Source organism: Methylobacterium sp. C1 (assembly GCF_001854385.1).
In the GTDB taxonomy this organism is placed as follows: domain Bacteria; phylum Pseudomonadota; class Alphaproteobacteria; order Rhizobiales; family Beijerinckiaceae; genus Methylobacterium; species Methylobacterium radiotolerans.
On record NZ_CP017640.1, the window covers coordinates 749403 to 774297 of the forward strand.

26 protein-coding genes are annotated in these 24895 nt (G+C 71.3%); 10 read left to right on the forward strand and 16 right to left on the reverse strand.

All coding sequences use genetic code 11. The features are described from left to right. Positions 1-156 precede the first annotated feature (156 nt). The 4 genes from BKE41_RS03450 (at position 157) to xoxJ (ending at position 4471) form a co-directional block, all read left to right on the forward strand. Positions 157-372 carry a hypothetical protein gene (locus tag BKE41_RS03450; RefSeq protein ID WP_234741295.1) on the forward strand — a complete coding sequence of 72 codons (216 nt, stop codon included), beginning with the start codon at positions 157-159 and terminating at the stop codon, positions 370-372. Positions 373-1075: 703 nt separating this feature from the next. Further along, a complete protein-coding gene (gene xoxF1, locus BKE41_RS03455; protein WP_012317515.1) occupies positions 1076-2881 on the forward strand; it encodes a lanthanide-dependent methanol dehydrogenase XoxF1 in 1806 nt (601 codons plus the stop codon). Positions 2882-3014: 133 nt separating this feature from the next. Beyond that, positions 3015-3626 (forward strand): c-type cytochrome, methanol metabolism-related, encoded by a 612-nt coding sequence (locus BKE41_RS03460; RefSeq protein WP_012317516.1) that lies wholly within the window; start codon positions 3015-3017, stop codon positions 3624-3626. Beyond that, positions 3626-4471, forward strand: a complete 846-nt coding sequence (gene xoxJ / locus BKE41_RS03465) for a rare earth element methanol dehydrogenase accessory protein XoxJ (RefSeq protein ID WP_234741296.1) — start codon at positions 3626-3628, stop codon at positions 4469-4471. The genes BKE41_RS03460 and xoxJ overlap by 1 nt, the downstream gene beginning before the upstream one ends. Before the next feature lie 20 nt (positions 4472-4491). Here the strand turns inward: xoxJ and folK are convergent, their stop codons facing one another. The 16 genes from folK to BKE41_RS03545 all read right to left on the reverse strand — a co-directional run bounded on the left by folK (position 4492) and on the right by BKE41_RS03545 (position 18330). After that, entirely contained in the window at positions 4492-4962 is a 471-nt protein-coding gene (gene folK, locus BKE41_RS03470) for a 2-amino-4-hydroxy-6-hydroxymethyldihydropteridine diphosphokinase (protein WP_012317518.1), read from the reverse strand. Then, the gene (folB, locus tag BKE41_RS03475; RefSeq protein WP_058606299.1) at positions 4959-5336 is read right to left on the reverse strand and encodes a dihydroneopterin aldolase; all 378 of its coding nucleotides are present in this window, start codon (positions 5334-5336) and stop codon (positions 4959-4961) included. The genes folK and folB overlap by 4 nt, the downstream gene beginning before the upstream one ends. Positions 5337-5338: 2 nt before the next feature. Further along, positions 5339-6175 (reverse strand): dihydropteroate synthase, encoded by an 837-nt coding sequence (folP, locus tag BKE41_RS03480; protein WP_059408473.1) that lies wholly within the window; start codon positions 6173-6175, stop codon positions 5339-5341. Between the two features lie 84 nt (positions 6176-6259). Further along, positions 6260-6622, reverse strand: a complete 363-nt coding sequence (locus BKE41_RS03485) for a hypothetical protein (protein ID WP_012317521.1) — start codon at positions 6620-6622, stop codon at positions 6260-6262. Next, positions 6603-7313 carry a hypothetical protein gene (locus tag BKE41_RS03490; RefSeq protein WP_041372250.1) on the reverse strand — a complete coding sequence of 237 codons (711 nt, stop codon included), beginning with the start codon at positions 7311-7313 and terminating at the stop codon, positions 6603-6605. The genes BKE41_RS03485 and BKE41_RS03490 overlap by 20 nt, the downstream gene beginning before the upstream one ends. A gap of 11 nt (positions 7314-7324) precedes the next feature. Next, positions 7325-8470: a pyrroloquinoline quinone biosynthesis protein PqqE gene (gene pqqE / locus BKE41_RS03495; protein WP_012317523.1), complete on the reverse strand. Its 1146-nt coding sequence runs from the start codon at positions 8468-8470 to the stop codon at positions 7325-7327. Next, complete coding sequence (pqqC, locus tag BKE41_RS03500) at positions 8467-9552, reverse strand: pyrroloquinoline-quinone synthase PqqC (protein WP_012317524.1); 1086 nt, start codon at positions 9550-9552, stop codon at positions 8467-8469. The genes pqqE and pqqC overlap by 4 nt, the downstream gene beginning before the upstream one ends. A gap of 318 nt (positions 9553-9870) precedes the next feature. After that, entirely contained in the window at positions 9871-10770 is a 900-nt protein-coding gene (gene pqqB / locus BKE41_RS03505) for a pyrroloquinoline quinone biosynthesis protein PqqB (RefSeq protein ID WP_070998528.1), read from the reverse strand. A 33-nt stretch (positions 10771-10803) separates the two neighbouring features. After that, a complete protein-coding gene (gene pqqA / locus BKE41_RS03510; RefSeq protein WP_012317526.1) occupies positions 10804-10893 on the reverse strand; it encodes a pyrroloquinoline quinone precursor peptide PqqA in 90 nt (29 codons plus the stop codon). A gap of 224 nt (positions 10894-11117) precedes the next feature. Further along, a complete protein-coding gene (locus BKE41_RS03515) occupies positions 11118-11822 on the reverse strand; it encodes a response regulator transcription factor (RefSeq protein WP_012317527.1) in 705 nt (234 codons plus the stop codon). Then, on the reverse strand, positions 11819-13465 hold the full coding sequence (locus BKE41_RS03520) for an ATP-binding protein (RefSeq protein WP_012317528.1): 1647 nt from the start codon (positions 13463-13465) through the stop codon (positions 11819-11821). Before BKE41_RS03520 ends, BKE41_RS03515 begins: the two co-directional genes overlap by 4 nt. A 90-nt stretch (positions 13466-13555) precedes the next feature. Continuing rightward, on the reverse strand, positions 13556-13762 hold the full coding sequence (locus tag BKE41_RS03525) for a hypothetical protein (protein WP_012317529.1): 207 nt from the start codon (positions 13760-13762) through the stop codon (positions 13556-13558). A gap of 84 nt (positions 13763-13846) precedes the next feature. Continuing rightward, positions 13847-14641, reverse strand: a complete 795-nt coding sequence (locus tag BKE41_RS03530) for a formylmethanofuran dehydrogenase subunit C (RefSeq protein WP_012317530.1) — start codon at positions 14639-14641, stop codon at positions 13847-13849. A 3-nt stretch (positions 14642-14644) separates the two neighbouring features. Further along, positions 14645-15592 (reverse strand): formylmethanofuran--tetrahydromethanopterin N-formyltransferase, encoded by a 948-nt coding sequence (fhcD, locus tag BKE41_RS03535; protein ID WP_012317531.1) that lies wholly within the window; start codon positions 15590-15592, stop codon positions 14645-14647. 27 nt (positions 15593-15619) lie between these two features. Further along, positions 15620-17266 (reverse strand): formylmethanofuran dehydrogenase subunit A, encoded by a 1647-nt coding sequence (locus tag BKE41_RS03540; RefSeq protein ID WP_012317532.1) that lies wholly within the window; start codon positions 17264-17266, stop codon positions 15620-15622. After that, complete coding sequence (locus BKE41_RS03545) at positions 17260-18330, reverse strand: formyltransferase (RefSeq protein WP_070998530.1); 1071 nt, start codon at positions 18328-18330, stop codon at positions 17260-17262. Before BKE41_RS03545 ends, BKE41_RS03540 begins: the two co-directional genes overlap by 7 nt. 441 nt (positions 18331-18771) lie before the next feature. On the opposite strand from BKE41_RS03545, the gene BKE41_RS03550 reads away from it, so the two are divergent. The 6 genes from BKE41_RS03550 (at position 18772) to BKE41_RS03575 (ending at position 24729) form a co-directional block, all read left to right on the forward strand. Continuing rightward, a complete protein-coding gene (locus tag BKE41_RS03550; protein WP_058606291.1) occupies positions 18772-19749 on the forward strand; it encodes a beta-ribofuranosylaminobenzene 5'-phosphate synthase family protein in 978 nt (325 codons plus the stop codon). A gap of 86 nt (positions 19750-19835) precedes the next feature. Then, positions 19836-20729 carry an NAD(P)-dependent methylenetetrahydromethanopterin dehydrogenase gene (locus BKE41_RS03555; protein ID WP_056521160.1) on the forward strand — a complete coding sequence of 298 codons (894 nt, stop codon included), beginning with the start codon at positions 19836-19838 and terminating at the stop codon, positions 20727-20729. 22 nt (positions 20730-20751) lie between these two features. Beyond that, positions 20752-21903, forward strand: a complete 1152-nt coding sequence (locus BKE41_RS03560; RefSeq protein ID WP_071000626.1) for an ATP-grasp domain-containing protein — start codon at positions 20752-20754, stop codon at positions 21901-21903. Next, a complete protein-coding gene (gene mch, locus BKE41_RS03565; protein WP_012317537.1) occupies positions 21900-22874 on the forward strand; it encodes a methenyltetrahydromethanopterin cyclohydrolase in 975 nt (324 codons plus the stop codon). The genes BKE41_RS03560 and mch overlap by 4 nt, the downstream gene beginning before the upstream one ends. Before the next feature lie 110 nt (positions 22875-22984). Next, positions 22985-23893: a RimK family alpha-L-glutamate ligase gene (locus BKE41_RS03570; RefSeq protein ID WP_070998532.1), complete on the forward strand. Its 909-nt coding sequence runs from the start codon at positions 22985-22987 to the stop codon at positions 23891-23893. Continuing rightward, complete coding sequence (locus BKE41_RS03575; protein ID WP_070998534.1) at positions 23890-24729, forward strand: triphosphoribosyl-dephospho-CoA synthase; 840 nt, start codon at positions 23890-23892, stop codon at positions 24727-24729. Before BKE41_RS03570 ends, BKE41_RS03575 begins: the two co-directional genes overlap by 4 nt. The last annotated feature ends 166 nt before the right edge of the window (positions 24730-24895 follow it).

Genomic DNA, 24895 nt, shown 5'->3' on the forward strand with positions numbered 1-24895 from the left:
ACTCCGCGGTCGGGCGTGACTCGCCGCAGGTCCGGGATTAAATGGCAATTGGATTGCCGCTTAATCCCGCCCTGCGTCCCGCGTATGTTCGAGCCGAACGAGATTTTGAAGACGCTGACCGGGCGCGGTCTCGTATCGGCTGAAGGGTGCGAGTCCGTGCGCGTCCGCTACCGGGTTGTCATCGAGCGGCGCGAGGGCGGCGTCGTCGCCTACGGCAACCTCTACGGCAGCTACGCGGGCCTGCGACCGGTCTGGCTCGAGCCGGATGCCCAACTCCGTCTGTCCAGCGGCCGTCGCCTCAACATCTCCGTGACCGATCTGATCGGCGACGTCGCCGACTTCGAGAGCACCGGGCCGGTCGGGGCGCTCTGACGCCGCCGGGGACCTTCTGCGGAATCCCGGACGGCGTCACGGATCAATGCGCGCGTCCCGGCAGCGATTCTTGAGAACGGGACGATTCGGCAATTTGTCGCGCGCGAACCCCACCGAACGGGAGGGGATCCTCAAAAAAATCGGATGCGGCGACTGGGCGCACGGCCGGGTTTTGGGAAAATTCGGCAACGAATAGCCACCGAAGCGTCTCGCAGTGCGGTCAAGCGGGGGGCCTCCGCCGCGGGCGCCCGATGCCCCTGCGACCCTCGTCCGCGCGGACGACGCATGCTCAGGCCCAGCAAAGCTCGTTCGTGTGCAAGGTCTGCATGGGACACGCACACGTGCCCGTGAGATCGGGGCGAGACGACCGAAGAACGCTTGTGCGTCGCAACATTTCTTTTCGCAAAAGCATGACATCGGCGGGGCCCGTGTCACCCTAAAAGAAGCTTTCACCGTGTGCCCACAGGCGCGGAACAGCGAGTTGACGGCGCTCAAAAATCTCTTAAGGTCCGGGCAAGCCTCGGTTTCGAGGGAGCCGCCTCAGGGATGGCGGTTCCTGGCTAGGGGATCAGTAGATCTCCTCGAAGTCCACTATGCCCGCTACCGAGGCGTCCATCCCTGTCGCAAACAGTCAGGTCGGAGTCCGAGCGACGCCACTCTCGTCGCGCGCCGCGAGAACTCTCAAGACTTGTCGGAGGAACCCATGAGAGCGGTACATCTCCTTGCGCTCGGCGCAGGTGTCGCGGCCGTCGCCGCGCCGGCGCTGGCCAATGAAAGCGTCATGAAGGGCATCGCCAACCCGGCGGAACAGGTTCTTCAGACGGTGGACTACGCGAATACGCGTTACTCGAAGCTCGACCAGATCAACGCCAAGAACGTCAAGGACCTGCAGGTCGCCTGGACGTTCTCGACCGGCGTGCTGCGCGGCCACGAGGGCTCGCCGCTCGTCGTCGGCAACGTGATGTACGTGCACACGCCGTTCCCGAACATCGTGTATGCCCTCGACCTCGACCACGAGGCGAAGATCCTCTGGAAGTACGAGCCGAAGCAGGATCCGTCCGTGATCCCGGTCATGTGCTGTGACACGGTCAACCGTGGCCTGGCCTACGCCGACGGCGCCATCCTCCTGCATCAGGCCGACACCACCCTCGTGTCGCTCGACGCCAAGACCGGCAAGGTCAACTGGTCGGTCGTGAACGGCGACCCGAAGAAGGGCGAGACCAACACCGCGACGGTTCTGCCGGTCAAGGACAAGGTCATCGTCGGCATCTCGGGCGGCGAGTTCGGCGTGCAGTGCCACGTCACCGCCTACGACCTGAAGACCGGCAAGAAGGTGTGGCGCGGCTACTCCGAGGGCCCGGACGATCAGCTGATCGTCGACCCGGAGAAGACCACCTCGCTCGGCAAGCCGATCGGCAAGGACTCCTCGCTGAAGACCTGGGAAGGCGATCAGTGGAAGACCGGCGGCGGCTGCACCTGGGGCTGGTTCTCGTACGACCCCAAGCTCGACCTGATGTACTACGGCTCGGGCAACCCCTCGACCTGGAACCCCAAGCAGCGTCCGGGCGACAACAAGTGGTCCATGACCATCTGGGCGCGTAACCCGGACACCGGCATGGCCAAGTGGGTCTACCAGATGACCCCCCACGACGAGTGGGACTATGACGGCATCAACGAGATGATCCTCACGGATCAGAAGATCGACGGCAAGGAGCAGCCGCTCCTGACGCACTTCGACCGTAACGGCTTCGGCTACACGCTGAACCGCGCCACGGGCGAGCTGCTGGTCGCCGAGAAGTTCGACCCGGCCGTCAACTGGGCGACCAAGGTCGACATGGACAAGGGCTCGAAGAACTACGGCCGTCCGCTGGTCGTGTCGAAGTACTCGACCGAGCAGAACGGTGAGGACACCAACTCCAAGGGCATCTGCCCGGCGGCGCTGGGCACCAAGGATCAGCAGCCTGCGGCCTTCTCGCCGAAGACCAACCTGTTCTACGTGCCCACCAACCACGTCTGCATGGACTACGAGCCGTTCCGGGTGACCTACACCCCGGGCCAGCCCTACGTCGGTGCGACCCTCTCGATGTACCCGGCCCCGAACTCGCACGGCGGCATGGGCAACTTCATCGCGTGGGACGGCGTCAACGGCAAGATCAAGTGGTCCAACCCCGAGCAGTTCTCGGTGTGGTCCGGTGCTCTGGCCACCGCTGGCGACGTCGTGTTCTACGGCACGCTTGAGGGCTACCTGAAGGCGGTCGACGACAAGACCGGCAAGGAGCTGTTCAAGTTCAAGACCCCGTCGGGCATCATCGGCAACGTGATGACCTACCAGCACAAGGGCAAGCAGTACGTGGGCGTCCTGTCGGGCGTCGGCGGCTGGGCCGGCATCGGCCTCGCGGCCGGCCTGACCGACCCGAATGCCGGTCTCGGCGCGGTGGGCGGCTACGCGGCTCTGTCGCAGTACACCAACCTCGGCGGTCAGCTGACGGTCTTCGCCCTGCCGAACTAATCGGCCGCAGGGTTTGACGTGAAAAACGGTGCCGGCGCGGGTTCCCGCGCCGGCACCCTTGTGATTAGACTTTCTCGCAAGAGGCTGCGGCTCGGAGGGAGACGAAGAGCCTCGATCCAGGGAGACACATGCGTTGCTCAACCTCAGCAAGATCGTAACGCGGCCGGTTATCGCCGCCCTCGCCCTAGCGACCGTCTCGACGGTTGCCGTACATGCTGAGGATGCCAAGCCTGCCGACCCCAAGCTCGCCAATTCGCTGAACGCGAACGACAAGACCGCCGAGCAGGATCCCAAGCTGCTGAAGCAGGATGCTGCCGTGAAGGTCGACGACGGCAAGTATTTCGATGCCGAAGGCCACCCGACGTTCCACGTGACCCAGGACGGCAAGATGCTCGACTGGTACACGTATTCGGGCTACCGCCGGTATCACGCCGAGTGCCACGTCTGCCACGGTCCGGACGGCATGGGCTCGACCTACGCGCCGGCGCTCAAGGACTCGCTGAAGCACCTCTCCTACGAGGAGTTCATCGGCATCCTGGCGGGCGGCAAGCAGGACGTGAACGCCGCCGAGCAGAAGGTCATGCCTGCCTTCGGCGACAACAAGAACGTCATGTGCTACTCGGACGACCTCTACGTCTACCTCAAGGCGCGCGCCGCCGGAGCGATCGGGCGTATCCGTCCCTCGGAGCACGAGGACAAGCCTGACACCGCCAAGAAGGCGGAGAAGGAATGCATGGGCGGCTGATGTCGTCTCTTGCCCGGATCGCCATTCTCTGCGCCCTGACACTGACCGGGGCGCAGGGGGCTCTCGCCCAGCATCTGCCGGATACCGTCACCACGGACGTGCTGCGCGTCTGCGGTGATCCGGGCAACATGCCGTTCTCCGAACGCAAGGAGGACGGCTTCGAAAACAAGATCGCGGCGATCATCGCCGACGAACTGAAGATCAAGGTCCGCTATTACTGGTTGACCCAGGGACCCGGCTTCGTGCGCAACACGCTCGGAACCGGCCTCTGCGACGTCATCATGGGCCAGGCCTTCGGCAGCGACCTCGTCCAGACCACCAATCCCTACTACCGCTCCGCCTACACGCTGGTCACCCGCGCCGGTGAGCTCGATGGCGTGACGGCCCTCGACGACCCGCGCCTGAAGGGCAAGAGCATCGGCGTGATCGCCGGGACGCCGCCCGTCAACCGGATGGGCGAAGTCGGCCTCGTCTCGGCCATGAAGGCCTACGCGCCCTACCAGCTCGATCCGTCGCGGAAGTACCAGACGGTCAGCGCGGAGATCATCGCGGCGCTGGCCGCCAAGGAGATCGACGCGGCGGTACTCTGGGGGCCGGCCGCCGGCTGGCTCGCCAAGCAGTCCGGCACGCCCATGAACGTGGTGCCGCTGCTGAAGGAGCCGGAGCGCCCGCCGATGGCGTACCGGATCGCCATGGGCGTCCGGATCGGCGAGAACGACTGGAAGCGCTCGCTGAACACCATCCTGCGCAAGCGCAAGGCCGACATCGACAAGGTCCTGCGCGACTACGACGTGCCGCTCCTCGACGAGGAAGAGAACAAGCTCGTCGCCCCCGGCGAGCGCTGACGCGCCGCCGCGGGCCGCGGTCAGGCGCGCGCGATGCCGGTCCGGTCGAGCTTCGCCAGGGCATCCACCACGCGCTCGCCGCCGATGACGAGGTCCGGCGCGATCTCGGCCAGGGGAACCAGCACGAAGGCCCGCTCGCGCACGTAGCGGTGCGGCAGCACGAGGCGAGCGTCGTCGATGCTGGCACCTTCGTAGGCCAGGACATCGATGTCGATCACCCGCGGCCCCCAGCGCTCCTCGCGGATCCGGCCGAGGTCGTGCTCCACCCGCAGACAGGCGTCGAGCAGGCCGTGTGGATCCAGCTCCGTCTCCACCGCCACGGCGCCGTTGAGGAACCACGGCTGATCGGTCTTGCCCCAGGGCGGCGTCCGATAGTCGGCCGAGCGCGCCACGACGTCGATGCCCGGGATCGCCGCGAGGCCGGTGACCGCGCGGTCGAGCATCGCGGCCATGTCGCCGACATTGCTGCCGATGCCGAGATACGCCCTCATCGGCTCGCCCCGCGGCGGCGCGTGATCGCGACGCCGACGCTGTCCAGGATGGCGGGGACGGGCGCGCTCGGCTTGTCGACCTGCACGGTGATCGCCGCGACGCGCGCGAAGCGCGCGAGGATCTCCGCCGCGATCGTCTCGGCCAGGGCCTCGATCAGGTTGAACCGGCGCGCGGTGGCGATCTCGACGGCCACCGCCGTGAGATCCGCGTAGCTCACCGTGCCGGCCACGTCGTCGGAGCGTCCCGCCGGGCCGAGATCGAGTTCGGCTTCCAGGGAGATGTAGAATCGCTGGCCGAGCACCGCCTCCTCGGCCAGCACGCCGTGCCGGCCGAACACGGCGATCCGGGTGACGCGGATCAGGTCGCCCGCCATGCTCAGCGCGCCTCCGGCCGCATCACGGCGTCGACGACGCGCATCGCGTCGATATGCGCCGCGACGTCGTGCACGCGCACGATGTCGGCCCCGAGGGTGGCCGCGACGGCGTGGGCGGCGATGGATCCGTGCAGGCGATCCGCCGGACGGGTTTCACGGTCGTGCAGGCGTCCGAGGAGCGACTTGCGGGACACGCCGACCAGGACCGGGAATCCGAGGGCGCGGATCTCGGGCAGCCGGCGCAGCGCCTCGAGATGCTGATTCCAGGTCTTGCCGAAGCCGACCCCCGGGTCGAGCACGATCTCCGAATCGGCGAGACCCGCGCGGTGGGCGATCGCCAGCGACCGCTCGAAGAAGGCCAGCATGTCGGCGACGATATCGAGATCCGGCTCGATCGTCTCGCGGTTGTGCATGATGATGACCGGTGCGCCGTGCGCGGCCGCCACGGTGGCGATGTCGGGCTCGCGCTGGAGGCCCCAGACGTCGTTGACGATCCGCGCGCCCGCCTCCAGCGCGACGCGCGCGGTCGAGGCCTTGTAGGTGTCGATGGAGATCGGCACCGGCAGCCGCGGCGCCACGGCCCGGATGACCGGCACGACGCGGGCCTGCTCCTCCTCGGCGGGGACAGGAACGTGGCCGGGCCGCGTCGATTCCCCCCCGACGTCGAGGATCGCCGCCCCCTCAGCGACCAGCCGTTCGGCCTGGGTCACCGCCTCGGCCTCCCCGGCGAAGAGGCCGCCATCCGAGAAGGAATCGGGCGTGACGTTGAGGATGCCCATGACCAGCGTGCGGCCGCCGAGGGCGGGCAGCAGGTCGGACAGGCGGGAGGAGGGGGTCACAGGCGGGTCCCGTTCACGAACGCGGTTCGGGAGCCGGTGTGCGCGAATCGGGAGGCCGGCGCAACGCCGGCCTCGCCGTTCGATTCAGCCGCGATAGCAGCGGATCTCGGCCTCGGCCTGGGCGCGGCGCAGCTCCGCGACCTTGTCGTCGAAGATCTTGGTCGACTTGAACTCGTTCGCCCGGTTGCCGATCCCCTGTCGCATCGAGAGCACCGTGCTCGCCTGGACGTACTTATCGTACGGCAGGATCGCGGCGAGCTGATCCAGCGAGCACGAGCATTTCTGCAGGCTCTCGCGGGTCTGGCCGTTGGCGGCCATGCAGCCGAACACGTAGTCGACCCGCGCGTCGGTCGGGTAGTCGTTCTCCTCGGCGGCCCAGCCGGCCAGGCCCGACAGCGTCAGGGCGAGGGCGGCCAGCGCGCCCCGTTCAGCCAGCCTTCTGATCATAGCTCAGCTTCTCCTCGAGCAGTTCGCCCCCGTCCGGGCTCTTCGACGACGCCTCGATCGAGACGATCTCGCCCGGGACCGAGGGGGCGGTGACGAAGGTATAGGTCATGTCGTCCATGCCGCGCATGCGCTGCGCCATCGCGTCGCCCGCGAACGGCTTCGTGACCACGCGCCAGCCGTCGACCTCGCGGCCGCCGATATCCACTTTGGTTGGCGTCACGGTCGCCTTCTCGCGCAGGCCCTTGCGGATCGCGAGCTTGAGGTAGCGCGGGTTCGCCTCCAGCACCTTCGCGACGGCGCGCAGGTGGTTCTCCAGGAACAGCGAGACGACCGGATTACCCGACATGTCCTCGAACGGGCCGGCCGGCATCCGGTTCAGCCCGGAGAACATCACGACGCTGATGTCGCGGCCCTCGGCGCTCTTCCCGGGCGTCACCTTGAGCTGAACCGTGTCCTCCAGCGGCGCCCCGAACGGGCCCTTCGAGATCCCAGAGCGACGCAGGTAATCGTAGGTCAGCGTCGAGCCCGGCGCCGTGTTCTTCATGTGCGGCTGGTCGAACAGCAGATCCGCCGCGGAGGGCGGGGCGGCGGCGTTCGCCTGGGTGACGGTGGCGGGCTTCGGCGCGTCCTCGGCGAGGGCCGGCAGCGCGGCCAGAACCAGCGCGACCGACGTCGCCGCGAGGCTCCTCACGACAAGACTTCTCACGAGTTCACTTCCTCCTTGAGCGGCGACCGGACGTTGCTGCCGATCGTCCGGTAGACGTAGTCGGGCGGGTTCTCGGCCGCCTCCTCGGTGGCCAGCGCCCGCACCTTGGCGTGGAGCGGCGAGAGCGAGCAGGCCGGATCCGTGGCGGCCGCGTCGCCCGCGAGCGCGAGCGCTTGGCAGCGGCAGCCGCCCCAGTCCTTCTCGCGCCGGTCGCAGGATCGGCAGGGCTCCTTCATCCAGTCCGTGCCGCGATAGGCCGTGAAGGCGGGGGAGTCGCGCCAGATCTCGCCGAGGGCGTGGTCGTTGACGTTCCAGAATTCCAGCCCCGGGATCGTCTCAGCCGCGTGGCACGGCAGAACCTTGCCCTGCGGCGTGACGTTCATGAGCTTGCGGCCCCAGCCGCCCGCGCAGGCCTTCGGGTACTTCGCGTAGTAGTCGGGCACGACGAGGTCGATGACGAGCTGGCCCTTCAGGCGCTCGCGGGCCGCCTCGACGATCCGGATCGACTCGTCGACCTGCGCCTTGTCGGGCATCAGGGCGGCGCGGTTGACGTAGGCCCAGCCGTAATACTGCGTGTGCGCCACCTCGAGCCGCTTGGCGCCCATCTTCACCGCGAGATCGATGAAGCCCGCCACCTCGTGGATGTTGCCGCGGTGAATCACCGAATTCAGCGTGAGGGGCAGGCCGAGTTCGACCACCTTGGCGGCGAACTCGAACTTCTGCGGCTGCGCGTTCTTCAGGCCGCCGATCTTCTCGGCGTTCTGCGCGTCGACGCCCTGCACCGACAGCTGCACGTGGTCGAGCCCGACGTCGTAGAGCGCCTGGAGCTTCGCCAGCGCCCCGCCGACGCCGGAGGTGATCAGGTTGGAGTACAGGCCGAGATCGGCGCAGGTCTTGGTGATCTCGACGATGTCGTTGCGGGCGGTCGGCTCTCCGCCGGACAGGTGCACGTGCAGGACGCCGAGCGCCGCGGCCTCCCCGAGGACGCGCTGCCAAGTCTGCGTGTCGAGCTCGCCCGACCGGCGGTCGAGCTCCAGCGGGTTCGAGCAGTACGGGCAGCGCAGCGGGCAGCGGTGGGTCAGCTCGGCGAGCAGACCGACCGGTGCCGGCGCATCGGGGCGGTTCGGCGTCGGCGCGTTCATCGCTCGAGAACCCGTTTCTCCGCGAGGCCGTCGAGCATCACCAGGATGTCCGCCTCGATGGCGCGCGGATCGGCCGCGTAGGTCTTGCCCAGCTCGTCCGCGATGTCGGACACGCTGCGCGCGCCGTCCACCAGCTTGAGGACCGCGACGGCGTTGTCGTCGAGATCGAAGGTGCGCTCGGGGGCGAGCAGGACCCACTTCCCACGGGTCTCGTCGTTGCGCAGCCGAACGCCGCGCGGCAGCCGCGGGCGATCGCCGGCCGCCATCTTACCGCCGGACGCGCCCGGCTTGGCCTGGGACGCCTCGGACACGAGACCCTCGCCGGGCTGCCAGGCGTCCGGGGGGACCATGCCGGGGGCGACATAGGCGAAGTACAGGGCGTCGAGCTGCGTCCAGAGCACGGTGCACTTGAACGTCAGCGCCGCCATCGCCTGCCGCTGCAGCTCCGGGGTCGTGGCGTGCTGCTTGACGTAGTCCAGGGCGAAGTCCGCATCCCGCGGCGCCTGGGTCAGGCGCTTGTCGAAGTAGGCCAGCGTGTCCTTGGTGATGAAGTCGTAGTTCTTCAGCATCCCGGCCACGCGCTCGGAGATGATCGTCGGCGAGAACATCTCGGTCAGCGAGGAGGCGATCGCCTCCAGGAGCGTCCGCTCGGAGACGAAGTGGACGTAGGCCTCCACCGAGAACTTCGTGGCCGAGAGGATGCCGCGGGTGGACAGGACGTAGTCGCGGTCGAAGCCGACGCCCTCCGCCAGCTTGAGCCAGCGCTCGATGCCGCCGTCACCCTCGTGGTCGCCGTCGTGGTCGACGATGCGCTGGCGCCAGATCCGCCGCAGCGACGCGTCGGTCATGCGGGCCAGCACGGCCGCGTCCTTCACCGGGATCATCGCCTGGTAGTAGTAGCGATTCAGGGCCCAGGCCCGGACCTGATCCTTCGACAGCTTGCCGTCGTGCAGCAGCCGGTGGAACGGGTGCAGGTTGTGGTAGCGGCGCGCGCCGATATCGCGCAGGGCCGCCTCCAGCTCCTCGGGACTCAGGAGACGCTGACTGTCGGCGGTGTCCGGGGTCGGGAAGATGGCGTTCATGGCGTGTCCGGCGTCCGTTCTCGACCTGCGTTTCCTGTATCCTGATCCCGCCCTCGTCTGTGGGGCGAATGTCCGGGCTCAGGGACGATATAGTGCCGGCAACCGACGGGCCCAACCGTCGGTCGCCTGCGGACCGCCCGTTCGCGGCGCCGATGCCTGCGGCACAGGGCCCTGATCGTCGTCGTGCCGACCTGACCAGGAAGTGCCGATCATCGAGCCTCGGGTGCGACCGGACTTCGACCTCAGCCCTCGTTCGAGGCTCGCCCGCGCGGGCCCTTCCCGGTGGGGTCCGGGTCGGGGATCCCGACCGCGCACCGCCTACAGCGACAGACACAGCCCGTCGTGCGCCACGGTCCAGCCGGCCGCCTCGACATCCACCCGCTCCGGCGATCCTTCGACCAGCACCGGGTTGGTGTTGTTGATGTGCACGAAGACGCGCCGCCCGATCTCGACCGCCGCCAAGGCGTCGATCGAGCCGTTCGCGCCGCGCATCGGCACGTGACCCATGCGCCATCCGGTCTTGGTACCGACGCCGGCCCGGATCATGTCGTCATCGTGCAGGACGGTTCCGTCGAACAGCAGAGCGTCGACGCCCGCGATCCGCGCGCGCAGACCGTCCGTCACCCGGGCACAACCGGGAATGTAGGCGAGGCGGCGGCCACCGGCCTCGATCAAGGCCCCGACGGTGGTCTCGGTCTCGCCACCGATCTCCATCGTCTCGTCCTCCAGCCAGAGCGGCACCTTGCCGGGCACCGGGAAGAGGGTGACCGACAGGCCGGGCAGGGGCTCGAAGCGTTGGTCCATGCCGATCGGCTGCCGGGCGACGACGCCCTCGGCCATCACGTCGAAGACGCGGTTGGCATTGACGGAGTCGAGGATCCCGCGCGTGCCGTAGAGCGTGTAGGGCTGACCTTCGCGCAGGGTCAGGAGACCCGCGACATGGTCGACGTCGCCGTTGGTCAGGAGAACCGCGCGGATCGGCGAGTGGCGCAGGCCCTCGCGCGGATGCATCTGCGGATTGTCGAAGAGCTGTTGCCGGATATCCGGCGAGGCGTTGATCAGCAGCCAATCCGACCCGTCCGCAGAGACCGCGATGCTCGACTGGGTTCGGGGCCGCACCCGGTCCGGTTCGGACCGCGCCAGCGTGCAGATGGGGCAGCGGCAATTCCACTGGGGAAGGCCGCCGCCGGCCGCGGAACCGAGGATCACGACGCGCATGGTGCGGCTCCCGAGATCCCCGGCCCGTAAAACTCAGTTGAAGGTGTCGATCTCGGCCGACTCGTAGCTCGTCACTTCCATGCCGACGCAGATCTCGGACACGATCGGGGCAGCCCACTTCATGGTGTTTCTCCTCAGGCGATATCATCACCGCGTGTCGCGCGGATCCTAAGAGGACCCTAAGACACTGATGGCGCTCTCATTTCCGGCGCGAGAGAGGTATCGACGATTCACGCGCGGGCTTCAAGCACTAAGTTGCCGGATCCTCCCAAATTTTTCGTGAGAGACTTCCTAAGCGTCAGGAAACCATCACGAAACAGGCGACCCTGCGACTAAAGTACAGTGGCTCACTGGCGGAAGTCGGGACCGCGCAGTTCGAGCATGAATCCTTTGCCGCGCACGGTGACGAGGCCCGGCCCGCCGTAGCGCACGAAATCGGCCATCTTGGAGCGCAGGTAGCCGATATAGACGTCGACCACGTTGAGGGAGAGCCCGCCCTGGCTGGCCCAGAGCCGGTCGAAGATGTCGGCGCGGGAGACCGGCTTGCCGATATTCTCCATCAGCATGGCGAGCAGGTCGGCCTCGCGGGGCGTGAGGCGGGCGCTGGCCTCGCCGCAGCTCGCTTGCCGGGTCTCGAGGTCGAGCATCAGCTTGCCGGCGGTGATGCGCGAGCGCGGCGCCTCCGCCTGCTCGCGCCGCATCAGATGGGTCCGCAGGCGGGCGACCAATTCGTCGAACTCGAACGGCTTGACGATGTAGTCGTCGGCGCCGAGCGCCAGGCCTTCGGCGCGGTCGCGGATCTCGTCCCGGGCAGAGAGGAACAGGATCGCTCCGGGGAAGCCGCCCTCCCGCAGGGACCGGCAGACGTCGTGGCCCGATCCGTCCGGGAGGTTGATGTCGAGGAGCACGGCGCCCGGGGCCGGATCGTGGGCGGCCTTCAGCGCTTCGTCGACGCAGGCCGCCGTCCCGACCTCGAATCCCTCGGCTTCGAGACCCCGGGCGAGGAGGCCGCGAATGTCGATATCGTCCTCGACGATCAGGATCCGCGTCATGCGGCCGACTCCTTCACCTGCGCGCCCACTCGGGCACCGACAGCAGCGCCGTCGGCCGCGCCCGTTTCCCATGCCGGATCGCAGGCCGGGATGTCCAGGGTGACCCGGGCCCCGCGTCCGTCCGGCCCGGGCCCGAGTCGGATCGTGCCGCCGTGCTGCTCGACGATCCAGCGCGCCAGGGCGAGCCCGATGCCGAACCCGGTCTCGTCCGGCCCGGCGCCCGTGCCGCGCTTGAAGCGCTCGAACAGCGCCTCCTCCGGGGCACCGAAGCCGGGACCATCATCCGTGATGGTGATCCGCCCGACCGGTCCCGGACCTGCCGCCAGGGCGACCTCGACCCGGGTGAGGCCGGCGGCGTGGCGGAGCGCGTTGTCGACGAGGCTCTCGACCGTCTGGCGCATCCACTCGCGGTCGGCGAGGCTCTCGACGTCCCGGCTGCCCGGATCGAGGGTGAGACCGACCCGGCGGCGCGCCGCCTCGGAGCTCATGTTGTCCACGGCCTCCGCGAGGACTTGGGCGAGCCCCAGACGGCGCTTGTCGAACGCGATCTCGCCGGACTCCGAGCGGGCGACGCGGAGAAGGTCCTCGACGCGCAGCTTGAGGCGCTGCGCCCGCTTCTTGATTGTGGCGAAGACCGGCCCCGGATCGGCGCCCCGGGACGCGCCGCGCAGGGCGAGGTCGCACTCGCCCAGGATCACCGTCAGGGGCGTGCGCAGCTCGTGGCTGACATCGGCGAAGAAGCGGCGGCGGGACTGATCGACCGCCTCCAGCCGGGCGTTGGCGGCGCGCAGGTCGGCGGTGCGCGCCGCCACCGTGTCCTCCAGCGCCGCCCGGTCGGCCGCGACCCGCGATTCCCGCCGTGCCAGCCGGGCGGCCATGCGGTTGACGTTGGTCATCAGCAGGCCGAGCTCGTCCCGCGTGGCGACGGAGAGGCGCGTGTCGAGGGCGCCGTGGCCGATGGCGCTCGCGGCGCGGCGGACCTCCTCGATGCGCGCCAGGGTCGGCCGGGTGACGCCCCGGTACAGGATCGCCAGCAGCACCAGGGCCGCCGCCACCGCGGCCGCGGCGGCCACCCGCAGGCGCTCGGACAGCGCCCGGGCCTGCTCGGAGCCGAGCGCCATGCTGCGCCGCTCGGCCTCGATGAGGAAGGAGAGGGGCTGGCCGGTCATGGCGCCGAAGCCGTTGAGCGCGCCCTTGATCGCGTCCTGACGCCGCTCCTGATCGGTCTGGCGGCTGATCAGCGAGACCTGCCGGTCCAGCACCGCGCGGGCCGCGCGCAGCTGCGCCATCGGGCGGGTGCGCGCGGCGTACTGCATCCGGTCGGCCGGGTCGTCGCTCGGCGGGAAGCTCTTGGCGAGCGCCTCGTCCACGGTGGTCAGGGCCCGATCGGCGTTGTCGCGGGCGATCGCCATCGCCTCGGGCTGGCCGTCGGGGTTGCCGACGGTCTCCACGGCCGCGAGACCGAACTGGGTGAGGCGGCCGGACAGCTCGGCCAGCAGCTCCAGGCGCCGCTGAGCCTCGAGGGTCCGGTCGACGGTCCGCTCCGCCGCCCCGATCGCCGCCAGCGCGGCCGCGGCGGCCAGCACCACCACGATGGCGGTGCCGCCGAGCAGCAGCGCGAAGCGGACCTTCAGCGAGCGCATCGTCCCCGTCCCGCCCTCAATCCCGCTCCGCGGGCGAGCCCGAGCATGGCACCGCCGGGTCGCCGAACCAAGGTGCCGTCGAGGGCGTCGTCACAGGTCCTTCGGCAGGCTGCCCTTGGCGGCGCAGCGCCACCGCTCCACGTGCCATTCCGGATGCGCGGCCTGCCAGGTCGCGAGCGCGCTCTGCGAGTTGCGCAGGCACACGAAAGGGCTCGATTTCTCGAAGGACATCTCGATCCGGTCCTCGCGGCAGGTCGAGGGCTGGGCGACGAGACAGATCGACAGCAGCAGCAGCATGGGCGCCTCCCCGGGCTGCCGGCCTCGAGCGGGCCGGCTTGGACGGGAGAATAGGACGCGCCCACGCCCATTGCCCAGGCGACGTCAGGCCGCGACCCAGATCTCGCCCTTGGCGATCGTCGCGAGGTCGCCGGAATAGCGGCGCAGCGGCTTGCCCAGAAGGTCGGCGTGCTCGGCGCTCAGGCCGCGCAGGGCCTTGGCCAGCAGCCGCAGGAACACGAGGTCGTGCGTCCCGGTCTCCACGAAGGTCGGCGACATCCGGCCGTGGGCGCCGACGAGGAGCGTCCCGCGGCGCATGCCGAAGCCGGGGTGGTCGCCGACCGCGAGCGCCACCAGCGTGCCGGCGATCATGCGCGAGCCGGCGTACGCCCCCGCGCGCCCGGCCACGATCGTCCCGCGCCGCATCCGGTCGCCGAGATGCGCGCCGGCCGCACCGCGGATGATCAGCGTCGCGCCGTCGAGGCCCGCCTTCGCGGCGTAGACCGCGCCCCCGGCATAGTCACCGGCGTCGCCCTCGACGGTGATCGTGCCGCCCGTGGCGCCGGAGGCCGCGTAGGGCCCGGCATTGCCGGTGACGATCAGGCTGCCGCCCGCCATGCCGGCCCCGAGGCGCTGGCCGACATCGCCGGTGACCCGGATCGTGCCCTCGGCCAGCGACGCGCCGACACGGTCGAGGCGCTCGTGGCCGCCCTCGATGGTCAGGGTGTCGGAACCGTCCAGCGCGACCGCGAAGCAGTCGCCGAGGCGCACGCCGGTGCGGGTCGTGCCGATCTCGAGGCGCTCGACCTCGCCCTGGGACAAGCGGCTCAGGGCGAGCGGGTTGATGTTCAGGAGGTCCAGCCGCTCGGGCGGGGCCGCGCGCAGGGTGAGGGTGCTCACGGCTCAGCCCTCCGGCTTGGCGTCGTCGCGCGCGATCAGGTCGCGCAGGTGGTAGTGGTGGCGGCCGAGATTGCCGCCGTAATTGCCGGCCGTGACGGCGATCAGGCCGTGCTTGCCGCCGATCTCGGTGGCGGCGTGCAGGCCGGCGCGCATCGAGTCGGACACGCCCTGCGAGGTGAGGGCGTCGATCACGATCTCCAAGACCACGCCGCACTCGGCCGGCAGCGCCGAGCCGGCGCGGCCCTTCAGGGTCGGGCAGTAGGCGTCGTTGGTCGAGGCCATCATGCCCTTGGTCCGGCCGCCGACCTTGGAGCCGGAGCGGACGATGCCGCCGGGGAACGGGAGGATCGCGCCCGGCACCGCCTTGGCGGCCTCGACGGCGATCTCGGCGACCTTGAGTGTCTCGGCGTGGGTGCGGCCGAGGAACAGCAGGTTGCCGCCGCCGACCGCGCCGTCGACGGCCCGGACCGCGTCCTCGCAGAGGAACTCGCCGTCCATCACCGGGATGCGCCAGTAGCGCCGGGCCTTGCCGGTGGCGTCGTGCAGGCGCTTGGCCACCGCGAAGCCGTCGCCGAAGTACCGGATCGCGCCGCCGAGCTTGATCTTGGTCGGCCCGTCGACGCCCGCGTAGCAGGCGGTGCCCGGGCAGGTGAGGATGCACTGGCCGACCCGCTTGATCAGCTGGTCCTTCAGGCCGTTCGGCTCGAAGCCGAACAGCAGGATGCGCACGCCGGGCCGCCCGTCCGGAGTCTCCTCCGGCGACAGCTCGGCGTCGATGCCGGCCTCGGCGCCGCAGCCGATGACCGAGGTGGCGAAGCCCGTCATCGTGGTCGCGGCGATCATCGCCCACTTGGCGGTGTCGTTCGTGACGATGATGGCCGTGCCGGCCACGTCGAACGCCTCCGCGAAGGTGTCGACGACCGGGATGCCGTTGAGGGTGAGGTCAGACATCGTACTTCCCGCGGCTCGCCCCGCTGATCACGCCCGGCATGGCACCGCCTCGAAAGTCTCCCGGCCCTCGCCGAAGGCCGCGTCGGGCACGGCGAAGCTGTCGAGACCCTCGCCGAACCGCTCCGTGAGGTAGGTGTCGGCGCGCTTCGCCATGGCCTTGTCGGACTCGACGGTCAGCGACAGCGTGCGACCGGCGCGCCACTCCACGACCTCGCCGTCCTCGACGATCGGCACGCCGTCCTTCAGGACGAGCTTGGCCGCGGTGAACATCGCGGTGCGGTTCGCGTCGTCGCGGTAGACCGCGACGTCGGCCCGGGCGCCGGCCCGCAGGTGGCCGCGGTCGGCGAGGCCGAGGAGCTTCGCCGGTCCGGACCGGGTCAGCTGCGCGATCTCCGAGAGCGTGTACTCGCGCTCCAGTCCCGGCAGGCTCGAGCGCTCCCCCACGACGCTCGGCAGCGTCGCGATCTCGCGGTCGCGCTCCGACTTGTCCATCAGCAGGTGGATGATGCGCGGGTACTGCGTGAACGGGCCGCCGTTCGGGTGGTCGGTGGTCAGGATCGTCCGCTCCGGGTCGGTGGAGAGCAGCATGATCTCCAGGCCGATCGCCCATTGCAGCGAGCTGGTCGGGCCCCGGGGCCGGTACAGGAACGGCACCACGCCGCCGCCCTCGGCGTCGCCCGCGTTCAGGACCCACTTCTTCGGCTTGGCGCCCTTGCGGCCGGCGAACTGGCGGAGGATGTCGAGGGACACCGTCACGGTCTGGCCGAACACGACCTGCCCGATATCGAGGGTGGCGTTCGGGTTGTCGGTGATCGCCTGGGCGATCCGCTCGGCGGCCGAGCGGAAGCCGCCGGTGCCGGGATTGGCCGGGTCGACCGCGCCGTAGGCGTAGAACTGCGCGTGGGCGAAGTGGATGCGCCGCCCCTCCGCCGCGTCGAGCGTCGCCATGAAGCTGTCGTCGGCTCCGGGCAGGCCCAGGTTGTTGCAGTGGACGTGCAGCGGGTGCGGGACGCCGATCTCCTCGACCGCGTCGAGGAGCGAGCCCATGATCTGCCGGGTCGAGAGACCGTAGCAGGGGATCTCGTCGTCGAGCGACAGGCGCAGGGCCCCGTCCTTGAAGGCGGAGGCGCCGCCCGCGTTGATGCACTTCACCCCGAGGCCGCGCGACTGGGCGACCGACAGGGCGACGAGGTCGCGCACGGCGTTGCCGCCCTGGCGCTCGCGCAGGAGCTGCAGGAGCTGGTCGTCGTTGCCCATTACGGTCAGGGCGCCGCGGTCGAGGAGCGGGATGTCGGCGAGTTCGAGCTGCGTGCCCAGCGCGTGGGTCGGCGGCATCGCCGGCTCGACGGCCGTCGTGTAGCCCATCCGCGCGTAGGTCGAGCCGATCCAGGCCGCCGCGCCGCCCGCGTGGGCGAAGGGATGGCCGTCGGGCGCCGCCTCGCTGACGTAGAGGTCCGGCAGCAGCAGCCGCGAGGTGATCACGTTGCCGCCGGCGATGTGCGAGTGCACCTCGACGCCGCCGGCCATCACCACGCAGCCGGCGGCGTCGATCACCGCGTCGGGCTCGCGGCCCGGCGGATCGACGACGCGGCCGTCCTCGATCCAGACGTCGCCCACGGAATCGCGGGACGCGGTCGGATCGACGACGCGCCCGCCCCGGATCACGCTCAGCATGCGGGTTCACTCCTCGACGCGGCCGGGCCCGTGACCAGGCGCTCCCTGAGGGCGCCCAGCACCGACGCGGCCGACGGCAGATCCGACGGCGCCGAGGCCGGCCAGAAAGTCAGCGCGGCGCGCTGCTCGTTCCACAACACGCCGCCGTGGTCGCGGCCGGGCTGGCCGACCGAGATCACCACCTCGGCGGCCTTGGCCTCACCGTCCGCGACCAGCGCGACGGAGGGGATGTTCGACAACCAGTCCGGGCGCGACACCGGGACGGCGCCGAGCCAGAGGACCGCGTCGACCTCGCCGGCGGCGACCTGCCGGGCGGCGTCGAAGCGCCAGGGATCGTGCTCGGGCACGCGGCGCCCGAAGCCGCTGCGCGGCGCCTGCCCGGTGAGCCAGGCCGAGACCGGCACCACCACCCGGTCCTGACCGGTGCCGCCGACCGCGAGGGTGAAGCAGCGCGTCGTCTCGCTGAGCTCCATGGCGAGGCCCTGGAGCATCTCGATGCCGACCTCGCCGAGTTCGGCCGCGTCGTAGAGGAGCACGCCGTACTGCGCGGCGGCGAGCCGGGCGGCGATCTGGCCGGGCAGATCGTCGCCGGCCAGGTGGCCGCGGGCGTGGGCGCGCAGCACGCCGACCGCCTCGGTCAGCCCGCCCTCGGCCGGCCAGGACAGCGACGCGGTGGCGTTGGCGCCGACGGCCAGAAGGGTGCGGTCCGACCCGGCGGCGCGACCGCGGCTCGGCTTGCCGTCGACGAGGCGCTTCAGGAGCGGCGCCTGCCAGGGGGCGGCGCCCACCACCAGCACCACGTCGGCGCGGCCGACAGCCTCGGCGGGCGTCGAGGTCAGCGCCCCGACCCGGCTCAGCGATCCGAGTTCCGCGTAGGTGCCGGCCGAGCCGGCGGTGTCGACGGAGGCGCCGATGCGGCCCGCGAGATCGTAGGCCGCGCGGATCGCGGCCACGTCGGCGCTGAGGCCGGCGATCACCGGCGCGCGCGCCTTGGCGAGCAGGGACGCGGCCGCCTCGATGGCGGTGCCAGCGTCCGTCGCGCCACCCTTCACCCAGGCTGCCATGCTCCCTCTCGCAACGTTCTTGCTTGGTTTCGGAGCGGGCGACGGCCGTAAGACCGGACGAAGCGGGTGCCCCTCGAGCCCGAGGGTTCCCCACCGAATCGGAATGGCTCATCCGCCCGGCGTGTCCGGGCAGGCGGCAAACTCGGCGCGCCGTCGCGGCCTTAGGTTTGCATTCATCCGCGCACCGCGGCAAGGGGGTCCGGCGGCGTTGCGCGTCGGGAAGTGAATCGCGGGTATCGGTTCGCCGCCGCGCGCGGCGCCGCGACCGGGCCCCGGATCGCGGGGCATCGGCGCCGCGGGACGGCCTTGCGGTCGCTCCGGGCGGTCTGTTCTGCGCCGCCGGCGGGCACGATCCGCGCGCGCCCACGTTGCCCGGTCCGGGGACGCGTGTGAAAAGCGCGCCGCGCGGGCGCCGGACCTGCGGGATTCGAGGGAAGTGCGTTGGGCGAGGTCCCCGAACGGAACGAGGCGGCGGCGGACGGTGCCGTGCGGGTCGAGGCGCCGGCGCGGCTGCATTTCGGGTTCCTGGACCTGCACGGCGGGCTCGGCCGCCGCTTCGGCAGCATCGGGCTGGCCATCGACGCGCCGTCGCTGGTCCTGACCGCCCGCCGGGCGCCCCGGCCCGACGTCACGGGTCCCGAGGCCGACCGCGTCCGCGGCTACGTCGGGGCCGCCGCCGCCCATCTCGGGCGCGGCGGCGACGTCGCCATCGCGGTCGAGCGGGTGATCCCGGCCCATGCCGGGTTCGGCTCGGGCACGCAGCTCGCCCTCGCGGTGACGGCCGCGATGGCCCGCCTGAACGGCGAGCCCTTCGCGGCGGAATCCTTCGCGGCGACCCTGGACCGGGGCAACCGGTCCGGCGTCGGCCTGTGCGCCTTCACCGAGGGCGGCCTCATCGTCGACGGCGGCCGCGGCGCGGATGGCGGGCCGCCGCCGGTGATCGCGCGCCTGCCCTATCCCGAGGCCTGGCGGATCGTCCTGATCCTCGATCCGAGCATGGCCGGCGTGCACGGGACGCGCGAGGTCGAGGCCTTCCGCGACCTGCCGCGCTTCCCCGAGGCCCAGGCCGCCGAGATCTGCCGGATCGCGCTGATGCAGGTGCTGCCCGCCGTCGCCCTGGCGGAGCCGCAGGGCTTCGGCGCCGGCATCACCCGGATCCAGACGCTGATCGGCGACCATTTCGCGCCCCATCAGGGCGGTCGCTACGCCAGCGCCGCGGTGGCGGAGGCGCTCGCCAGCGTCGCCGCGCGGGGCGTCGCGGGCTACGGCCAGTCCTCCTGGGGGCCGACCGGCTTCGCGCTGGTCCCGTCCGAGGCGGAGGCCCGCGCCCTGGTGGCCAGCCTCGATCGCGGCGGCCCCCTCCGGTTCGTCATCGCCCGCGGCCGCAACGGTGGCGCTTCGGTAACCGGTCCGGCGTGAGCCGGCCGCCCCGGGCTTGACCCGGGGCGCCGCTCCGGGTTTGGACGGAGGGAAGGCGCCTCTCTCGCGCGCCGCACGAGGATTCCATGGCCCGCTCGATCCTCCACATGCTGACGCCGCTCCGGCACATGAGCCCGTTCGACGTGAACATGGCCGTGGATGCCGGCTTCGAGACGGTGGTGACCTACGCGGAGGTCAGCCTCGCCGACGTCGTCACCCTGACCCAGGATTCGATCTTCTCGCGGTCGCCGGCCGACGGGACGCGAACGGGCATCTTCATCGGCGGCAAGAACGCCGAGGACGCCCTCGACATGGTCGACCGCGCCAAGAAGGCCTTCGTGCCGCCCTTCGTGAACCACGTGTTCGCCGACCCGGCGGGCTCGTTCACCACCGGCGCCGCCATGGTGGCGCAGGTCTCCCGCGCCCTGCGGCAGAAGTTCAACACCGACCTCAAGGGCAAGCGCATCGTGATCTTCGGCGGCGCGGGCGTCGTCGCCTACGTGGCCGCGGTGATCGGCGCCCTGCAGGGCGCGACCACCGTCCTGGTCGGCCACGACGGCGAGGAGCGCGTCTCGAAGATCGCCTTCACGATGAAGTGGCGCTTCGGCATCGAGGTCGGCGCCGTCGACGGCACGACGCCCGACGACCGGCGCGCGGCCATCCGCGACGCCGACGTCATCCTCTCGGCCGGCCCGGCGGGCATCCCGATCCTCACCGCGGAGGATCTGAAATCCGCGCCGAAGCTGCTCGTGGCGTCCGACGTCAACGCCGTGCCGCCCGCCGGCATCGCGGGGATCGACGTCAACGCGGTGGACGTCGCGCTGCCCACCGGCAAGGGGGTCGGCATCGGCGCGCTGGCCGTCGGCGACGTGAAGTACAAGACGCAGCGGCGCCTGTTCGACCGGATGCTCGCCTCCGACACGCCGCTGTGCCTCGACTTCCGCGACGCCTACGAGCTCGCCGTGGAGATCGCCGGCTAGGCCGCTCCCGGACCGGATGCCGATGGCGGACGCGGTCCTGATCGCCGCGCAGGCCGGGCGCGCCCTGGCCGAGGCGGCGCGACGCGCGGGGCTTCGGCCCTACGTCGCCGACCTGTTCGGCGATTCCGACACCCGCGTGCTGGCCGAGGCCTACCGGCAACTGCCGGGCCGCTTCGGCACCGCCCCCGCCGCCGACGCCACCCTGGCGGCGCTCGACGACCTCGCGGCGCGGGCCGGGAACCCGGTCGGCCTGATCCTGGGCAGCGGCTTCGAGGACGCGCCCGACCTGATCGCGCGCCTCTCCGCGCGGCACCGGCTCATCGGCGCCTCGGCCGGGACCGTCGCCGCCCTGAAGGATCCCGTGGCCTTCGCGGCCCTGTGCGCGCGCCTCGGCGTGCCGCATCCGGCCTTGGCGGCCGGGCCGCCGGCGGATCCCGCGTTCTGGCTGCTCAAGCGGGCCGGGGGCTCCGGCGGCAGCCACATCCGGCCGGCCACGCGGTCGCTCGCGCCGCCGGGCTACTACTTCCAGGCGCGCGTGCCGGGGCGGCCGCACGCCCTGAACGTCCTCGCCGACGGGCGCACGATCCGCGTCCTCGCGGTCACCGAGCAGTGGTGCGCGCCGTCGCCGATCCGCCCGTTCCGCTATGCCGGGGCGCTCGTCCGCGGCGCCGGAGAAGCCCCGGCGCTTCCCGCTTCGGTCGTCGAGGCCGTCGCCGCCGGCATCGAGAGGATCGTCGCCGCGACGGGCCTGCGCGGCCTCGCCAGCGCCGACCTGCTGGTCGACGGGGCCGACTGGTGGCTCACCGAGATCAACCCGCGGCCCGGCGCGACCCTCGACGTCCTGGACCGGCGCGGGACGCCGCTGCTCGCGGCCCACATCGCCGCCTGCCTGGGCACGATGCCGGATCCCGGACCGCATCCGGCGGGTGCGGCGGCCGCGCAGATCTGTTACGCGGACCGTGAGCTTGCGCCTGTGCCGGACATCGACTGGCCGGACTGTGTGCGCGACCGCCCGTGCCCCGGCTCGGCGGTCCGCCGCGACGCGCCGCTCTGCACGGTGCTGGCCGAAGGCGCGGACCGGGCGGAGGTGCTCGCCCTGTTGGAAACGCGGACGGCACACCTGCGGGCCGTCTGCGCGGCGAAGAAAACACACCCCGAGGAAGCCCCGTCATGAGTGCCAGCCAGTCCTATCCCAGCATCAACGCGCTCTCAGGCCCCCTGGTCGAGCGGCTCGTAGCCGATGCGCCGACGCTGCGGCTGTCCGTGTCGCAGGCCGCCGGCGGCGCCCGCATGGTCGATGCCGGCGCGCAGGCGCGGGGCTCGATCGAGGCCGGGCGGCGCATCGCCGAGATCTGCCTCGGCGGCCTCGGCACCGTCACCATCGCGCCGAGCGGGCCGATTGCGTCCTGGCCCTACTCGGTGACGGTGCATTCCGCCGACCCGGTGCTCGCCTGCCTGGGCAGCCAGTACGCCGGCTGGAGCCTCGCGGACGAGACCGGTGATTCCGGCTTCTTCGCCCTCGGCTCGGGCCCGGGCCGCGCCGTGGCGGCCGTCGAGGATCTCTACCAGGAGCTCGGCTTCCGCGATTCCGCCACCAAGACCGCCCTCGTTCTGGAGGCGGCGGGCGGCCCGCCGGAGAGCGTCGTCGCCAAGGTCGCCGAGGCCTCCGGCCTCAAGCCCGAGGACCTGACCTTCATCTACGCGCCGACGCAGAGCCTCGCGGGCTCCACCCAGGTCGTCGCCCGCGTCCTCGAGGTCGCCCTCCACAAGGCTCACACGGTCGGCTTCGACCTGCACGCCATCGTGGACGGGATCGGCTCGGCGCCGCTGTCGCCGCCGCACCCGGACTTCATCAAGGCGATGGGCCGCACCAACGACGCGATCATCTACGGCGGGCGGGTCCAGCTCTTCGTGGATGCCGACGATGCCGACGCCAAGCAGCTCGCCGAGCAGCTGCCCTCGACGACGTCGAGCGACCACGGCGCGCCCTTCGCCGAGATCTTTGCGCGGGTGAACGGCGACTTCTACAAGATCGACGGCGCCCTGTTCTCGCCGGCCGAGGCGATCGTCACGTCGGTGCGCTCCGGCGCGACCTATCGCGGCGGCCGCCTGGAGCCGACGCTGGTGGACGCGTCCTTCGCCTGAGAGGCGAGCCGGGCTCGCTCTCCCGCACGGGACGGGGAGTCCGGCCCCGCTCAGTGACATCTCCCTGGGCCGCCCCGGAGGCGGGCGGCGCCGTGACGATCAGGACACCCATGCGCATCGGGCTCGCGGCCGATAACGGCACCTGGCACAAGAGCCGCCTGCTCGCCGCCCTGCGCGCGAACGGCGTCGAGCCGGTGCTGTTCTCGCTCGCCGACGTGGCCGTCGTGACGGGCGGCGCCGAACCTCTCCGCGTTCCGGGCTTCCCGGACGCGCTGCCGGACGGCGTCCTGATGCGAACCATCGCGGGCGGGACCTTCGAGGCGACGACGATGCGGCTCGGCGTACTGCACGCGCTGGTCGCGGCGGGTGTCACCGTCTGGAACGCGCCGACCGCGATCGAGCGCTCGGTGGACAAGGCGGCGACCTCGCTGCTCATCGATCGCGCCGGGCTGCCCACGCCGGCCACCTGGGTGTTCTCGAAGCGCGAGGCGGCCGCGGCCTTGGTCGCCGCCGAGGCGCGTCCGGGCGCGCCGCTGGTCCTGAAGCCGCTGTTCGGCTCGCAAGGGGAGGGGCTCGCCCTGATCGAGCGCCCGGAGGACCTGCCCGACGAGGAGTCGGTGGCGCGGGTCTACTACCTCCAGCGCTACGTGCCGCGCCGGGACGGCCTGTGGCGCGACTACCGGGTGTTCGTCTGCGACGGCCGGGCCATCGCCGGCATGATCCGCGAGGGCGACGGCTGGATCACCAACGTCCACCGGGGCGGCCGGCCGCTCCCCTGGGCGATGCCGCACGGCGCCGCCGAGCTGGCCGAGGCGGCGGCCGCCGCGGTCGGCGTCGACTATTCCGGCGTCGACCTCGTTGAGGACGGGGAGGGCGGGTTCTCGGTCCTCGAGGTCAACTCGATGCCGGCCTGGTCGGGCCTGCAGACCGTGTGCGAGACCGACATCGCCGCCGCGGTGGTGCGCGGTTTCCTCGCCGCGGCCCGCGGTGCCAGCCGTCCTCGGCTCGTGGTGGCATGAGCGGGGGCGGCCTCGATCCGGCCCTGATCGGCACGCTGTACCAAGCGGCCTGCCTCGCGGAGCTCGACGCCCTCAAGCCCGGCAACGTCCACGCCCACGCGCCCGGCCACCGCATGGTGCTGGCGGATTTCGTCACGAGTGCCGACGTCTCGGCGCCCGCCCTGGCCAGAGCGGGCGCGGGCGTCGGGACGCGGGTCCGCGACGGCGTCGCCGCCACCATGGCGGCGGTGGGCCAGAACACCAATCTCGGCATCCTGCTGCTCTGCGCGCCGCTCGCGGTCGCGGCCGAGCGTGGGCGGACCGTCGCCTCGGTGCTCGACACCCTGGACGGCGCGGATGCGGAGGCCGTCTTCGCGGGCATCCGGCGCGCCAATCCGGGCGGCCTCGGCGAGGCCGCCCGGCACGACGTTGCCGAGCCGGCGCCCGGATCGCTGCGAGACGCCATGGCGGAGGCCGCCGACCGGGACCGGATCGCCCGCGCCTACGTCACGGGTTTCGCGGACGTGCCGGCGATCGGGCTCGCGGCCCTGCGCGAGGCCCGCACCGCCGGGCTCGACCCGACTTGGTGCACGACTGCGATCCACCTCGCCTTCCTGCGCGCCGTCCCGGACAGCCACGTCGCCCGCAAGCACGGCGCGGCCGCGGCCGAGGGCGTCCGCCGGGAGGTAGAAGCGACGCTCGCCGGGATCGACCTCGCCGCGCGGCCGGTGGACGCGCTGCTGGCCCTCGACGCGTCGCTGAAAGGGCGGTCGATCAATCCCGGTACGAGCGCGGATTTCACCGTCGCGACGCTGTTCTGGGACGCGCTCGCGGGCGCCGGTGCCCGGCTGGCCTGAGCCGCGTGCACGATCCGGTGTTCATAGCGCCGGACGGATGGAAATTCCTCCGTGTCAGAGCCTTGCGCGGGTTGTGAGCCGCAGGGCCCCGCTGTAGGGTCCGCCGCGCTGTCCGGCCCAACCGGCTCGGCCCATCCGGCTCGGCCGGCATGGTCGGGCGCCGATA

Bases quoted from the DNA above. Each gene is read 5' to 3' on its own strand.
- mch (WP_012317537.1), top strand. From the start codon at position 21,900: ATGAGTGCCAGCCAGTCCTATCCCAGCATCAACGCGCTCTCAGGCCCC.
- folK (WP_012317518.1), bottom strand. From the start codon at position 4,962: ATGAGGGCGTATCTCGGCATCGGCAGCAATGTCGGCGACATGGCCGCG.
- fhcD (WP_012317531.1), bottom strand. From the start codon at position 15,592: ATGTCTGACCTCACCCTCAACGGCATCCCGGTCGTCGACACCTTCGCG.
- BKE41_RS03545 (WP_070998530.1), bottom strand. From the start codon at position 18,330: ATGGCAGCCTGGGTGAAGGGTGGCGCGACGGACGCTGGCACCGCCATC.
- pqqB (WP_070998528.1), bottom strand. From the start codon at position 10,770: ATGCGCGTCGTGATCCTCGGTTCCGCGGCCGGCGGCGGCCTTCCCCAG.
- BKE41_RS03570 (WP_070998532.1), top strand. From the start codon at position 22,985: ATGCGCATCGGGCTCGCGGCCGATAACGGCACCTGGCACAAGAGCCGC.
- BKE41_RS03540 (WP_012317532.1), bottom strand. From the start codon at position 17,266: ATGCTGAGCGTGATCCGGGGCGGGCGCGTCGTCGATCCGACCGCGTCC.
- folB (WP_058606299.1), bottom strand. From the start codon at position 5,336: ATGGCGGGCGACCTGATCCGCGTCACCCGGATCGCCGTGTTCGGCCGG.
- xoxF1 (WP_012317515.1), top strand. From the start codon at position 1,076: ATGAGAGCGGTACATCTCCTTGCGCTCGGCGCAGGTGTCGCGGCCGTC.
- BKE41_RS03560 (WP_071000626.1), top strand. From the start codon at position 20,752: ATGGCGGACGCGGTCCTGATCGCCGCGCAGGCCGGGCGCGCCCTGGCC.
- BKE41_RS03520 (WP_012317528.1), bottom strand. From the start codon at position 13,465: ATGCGCTCGCTGAAGGTCCGCTTCGCGCTGCTGCTCGGCGGCACCGCC.
- BKE41_RS03555 (WP_056521160.1), top strand. From the start codon at position 19,836: ATGGCCCGCTCGATCCTCCACATGCTGACGCCGCTCCGGCACATGAGC.
- BKE41_RS03525 (WP_012317529.1), bottom strand. From the start codon at position 13,762: ATGCTGCTGCTGCTGTCGATCTGTCTCGTCGCCCAGCCCTCGACCTGC.
- pqqA (WP_012317526.1), bottom strand. From the start codon at position 10,893: ATGAAGTGGGCTGCCCCGATCGTGTCCGAGATCTGCGTCGGCATGGAA.
- pqqC (WP_012317524.1), bottom strand. From the start codon at position 9,552: ATGAACGCCATCTTCCCGACCCCGGACACCGCCGACAGTCAGCGTCTC.
- BKE41_RS03485 (WP_012317521.1), bottom strand. From the start codon at position 6,622: ATGATCAGAAGGCTGGCTGAACGGGGCGCGCTGGCCGCCCTCGCCCTG.
- BKE41_RS03575 (WP_070998534.1), top strand. From the start codon at position 23,890: ATGAGCGGGGGCGGCCTCGATCCGGCCCTGATCGGCACGCTGTACCAA.
- BKE41_RS03515 (WP_012317527.1), bottom strand. From the start codon at position 11,822: ATGACGCGGATCCTGATCGTCGAGGACGATATCGACATTCGCGGCCTC.
- pqqE (WP_012317523.1), bottom strand. From the start codon at position 8,470: ATGAACGCGCCGACGCCGAACCGCCCCGATGCGCCGGCACCGGTCGGT.
- xoxJ (WP_234741296.1), top strand. From the start codon at position 3,626: ATGTCGTCTCTTGCCCGGATCGCCATTCTCTGCGCCCTGACACTGACC.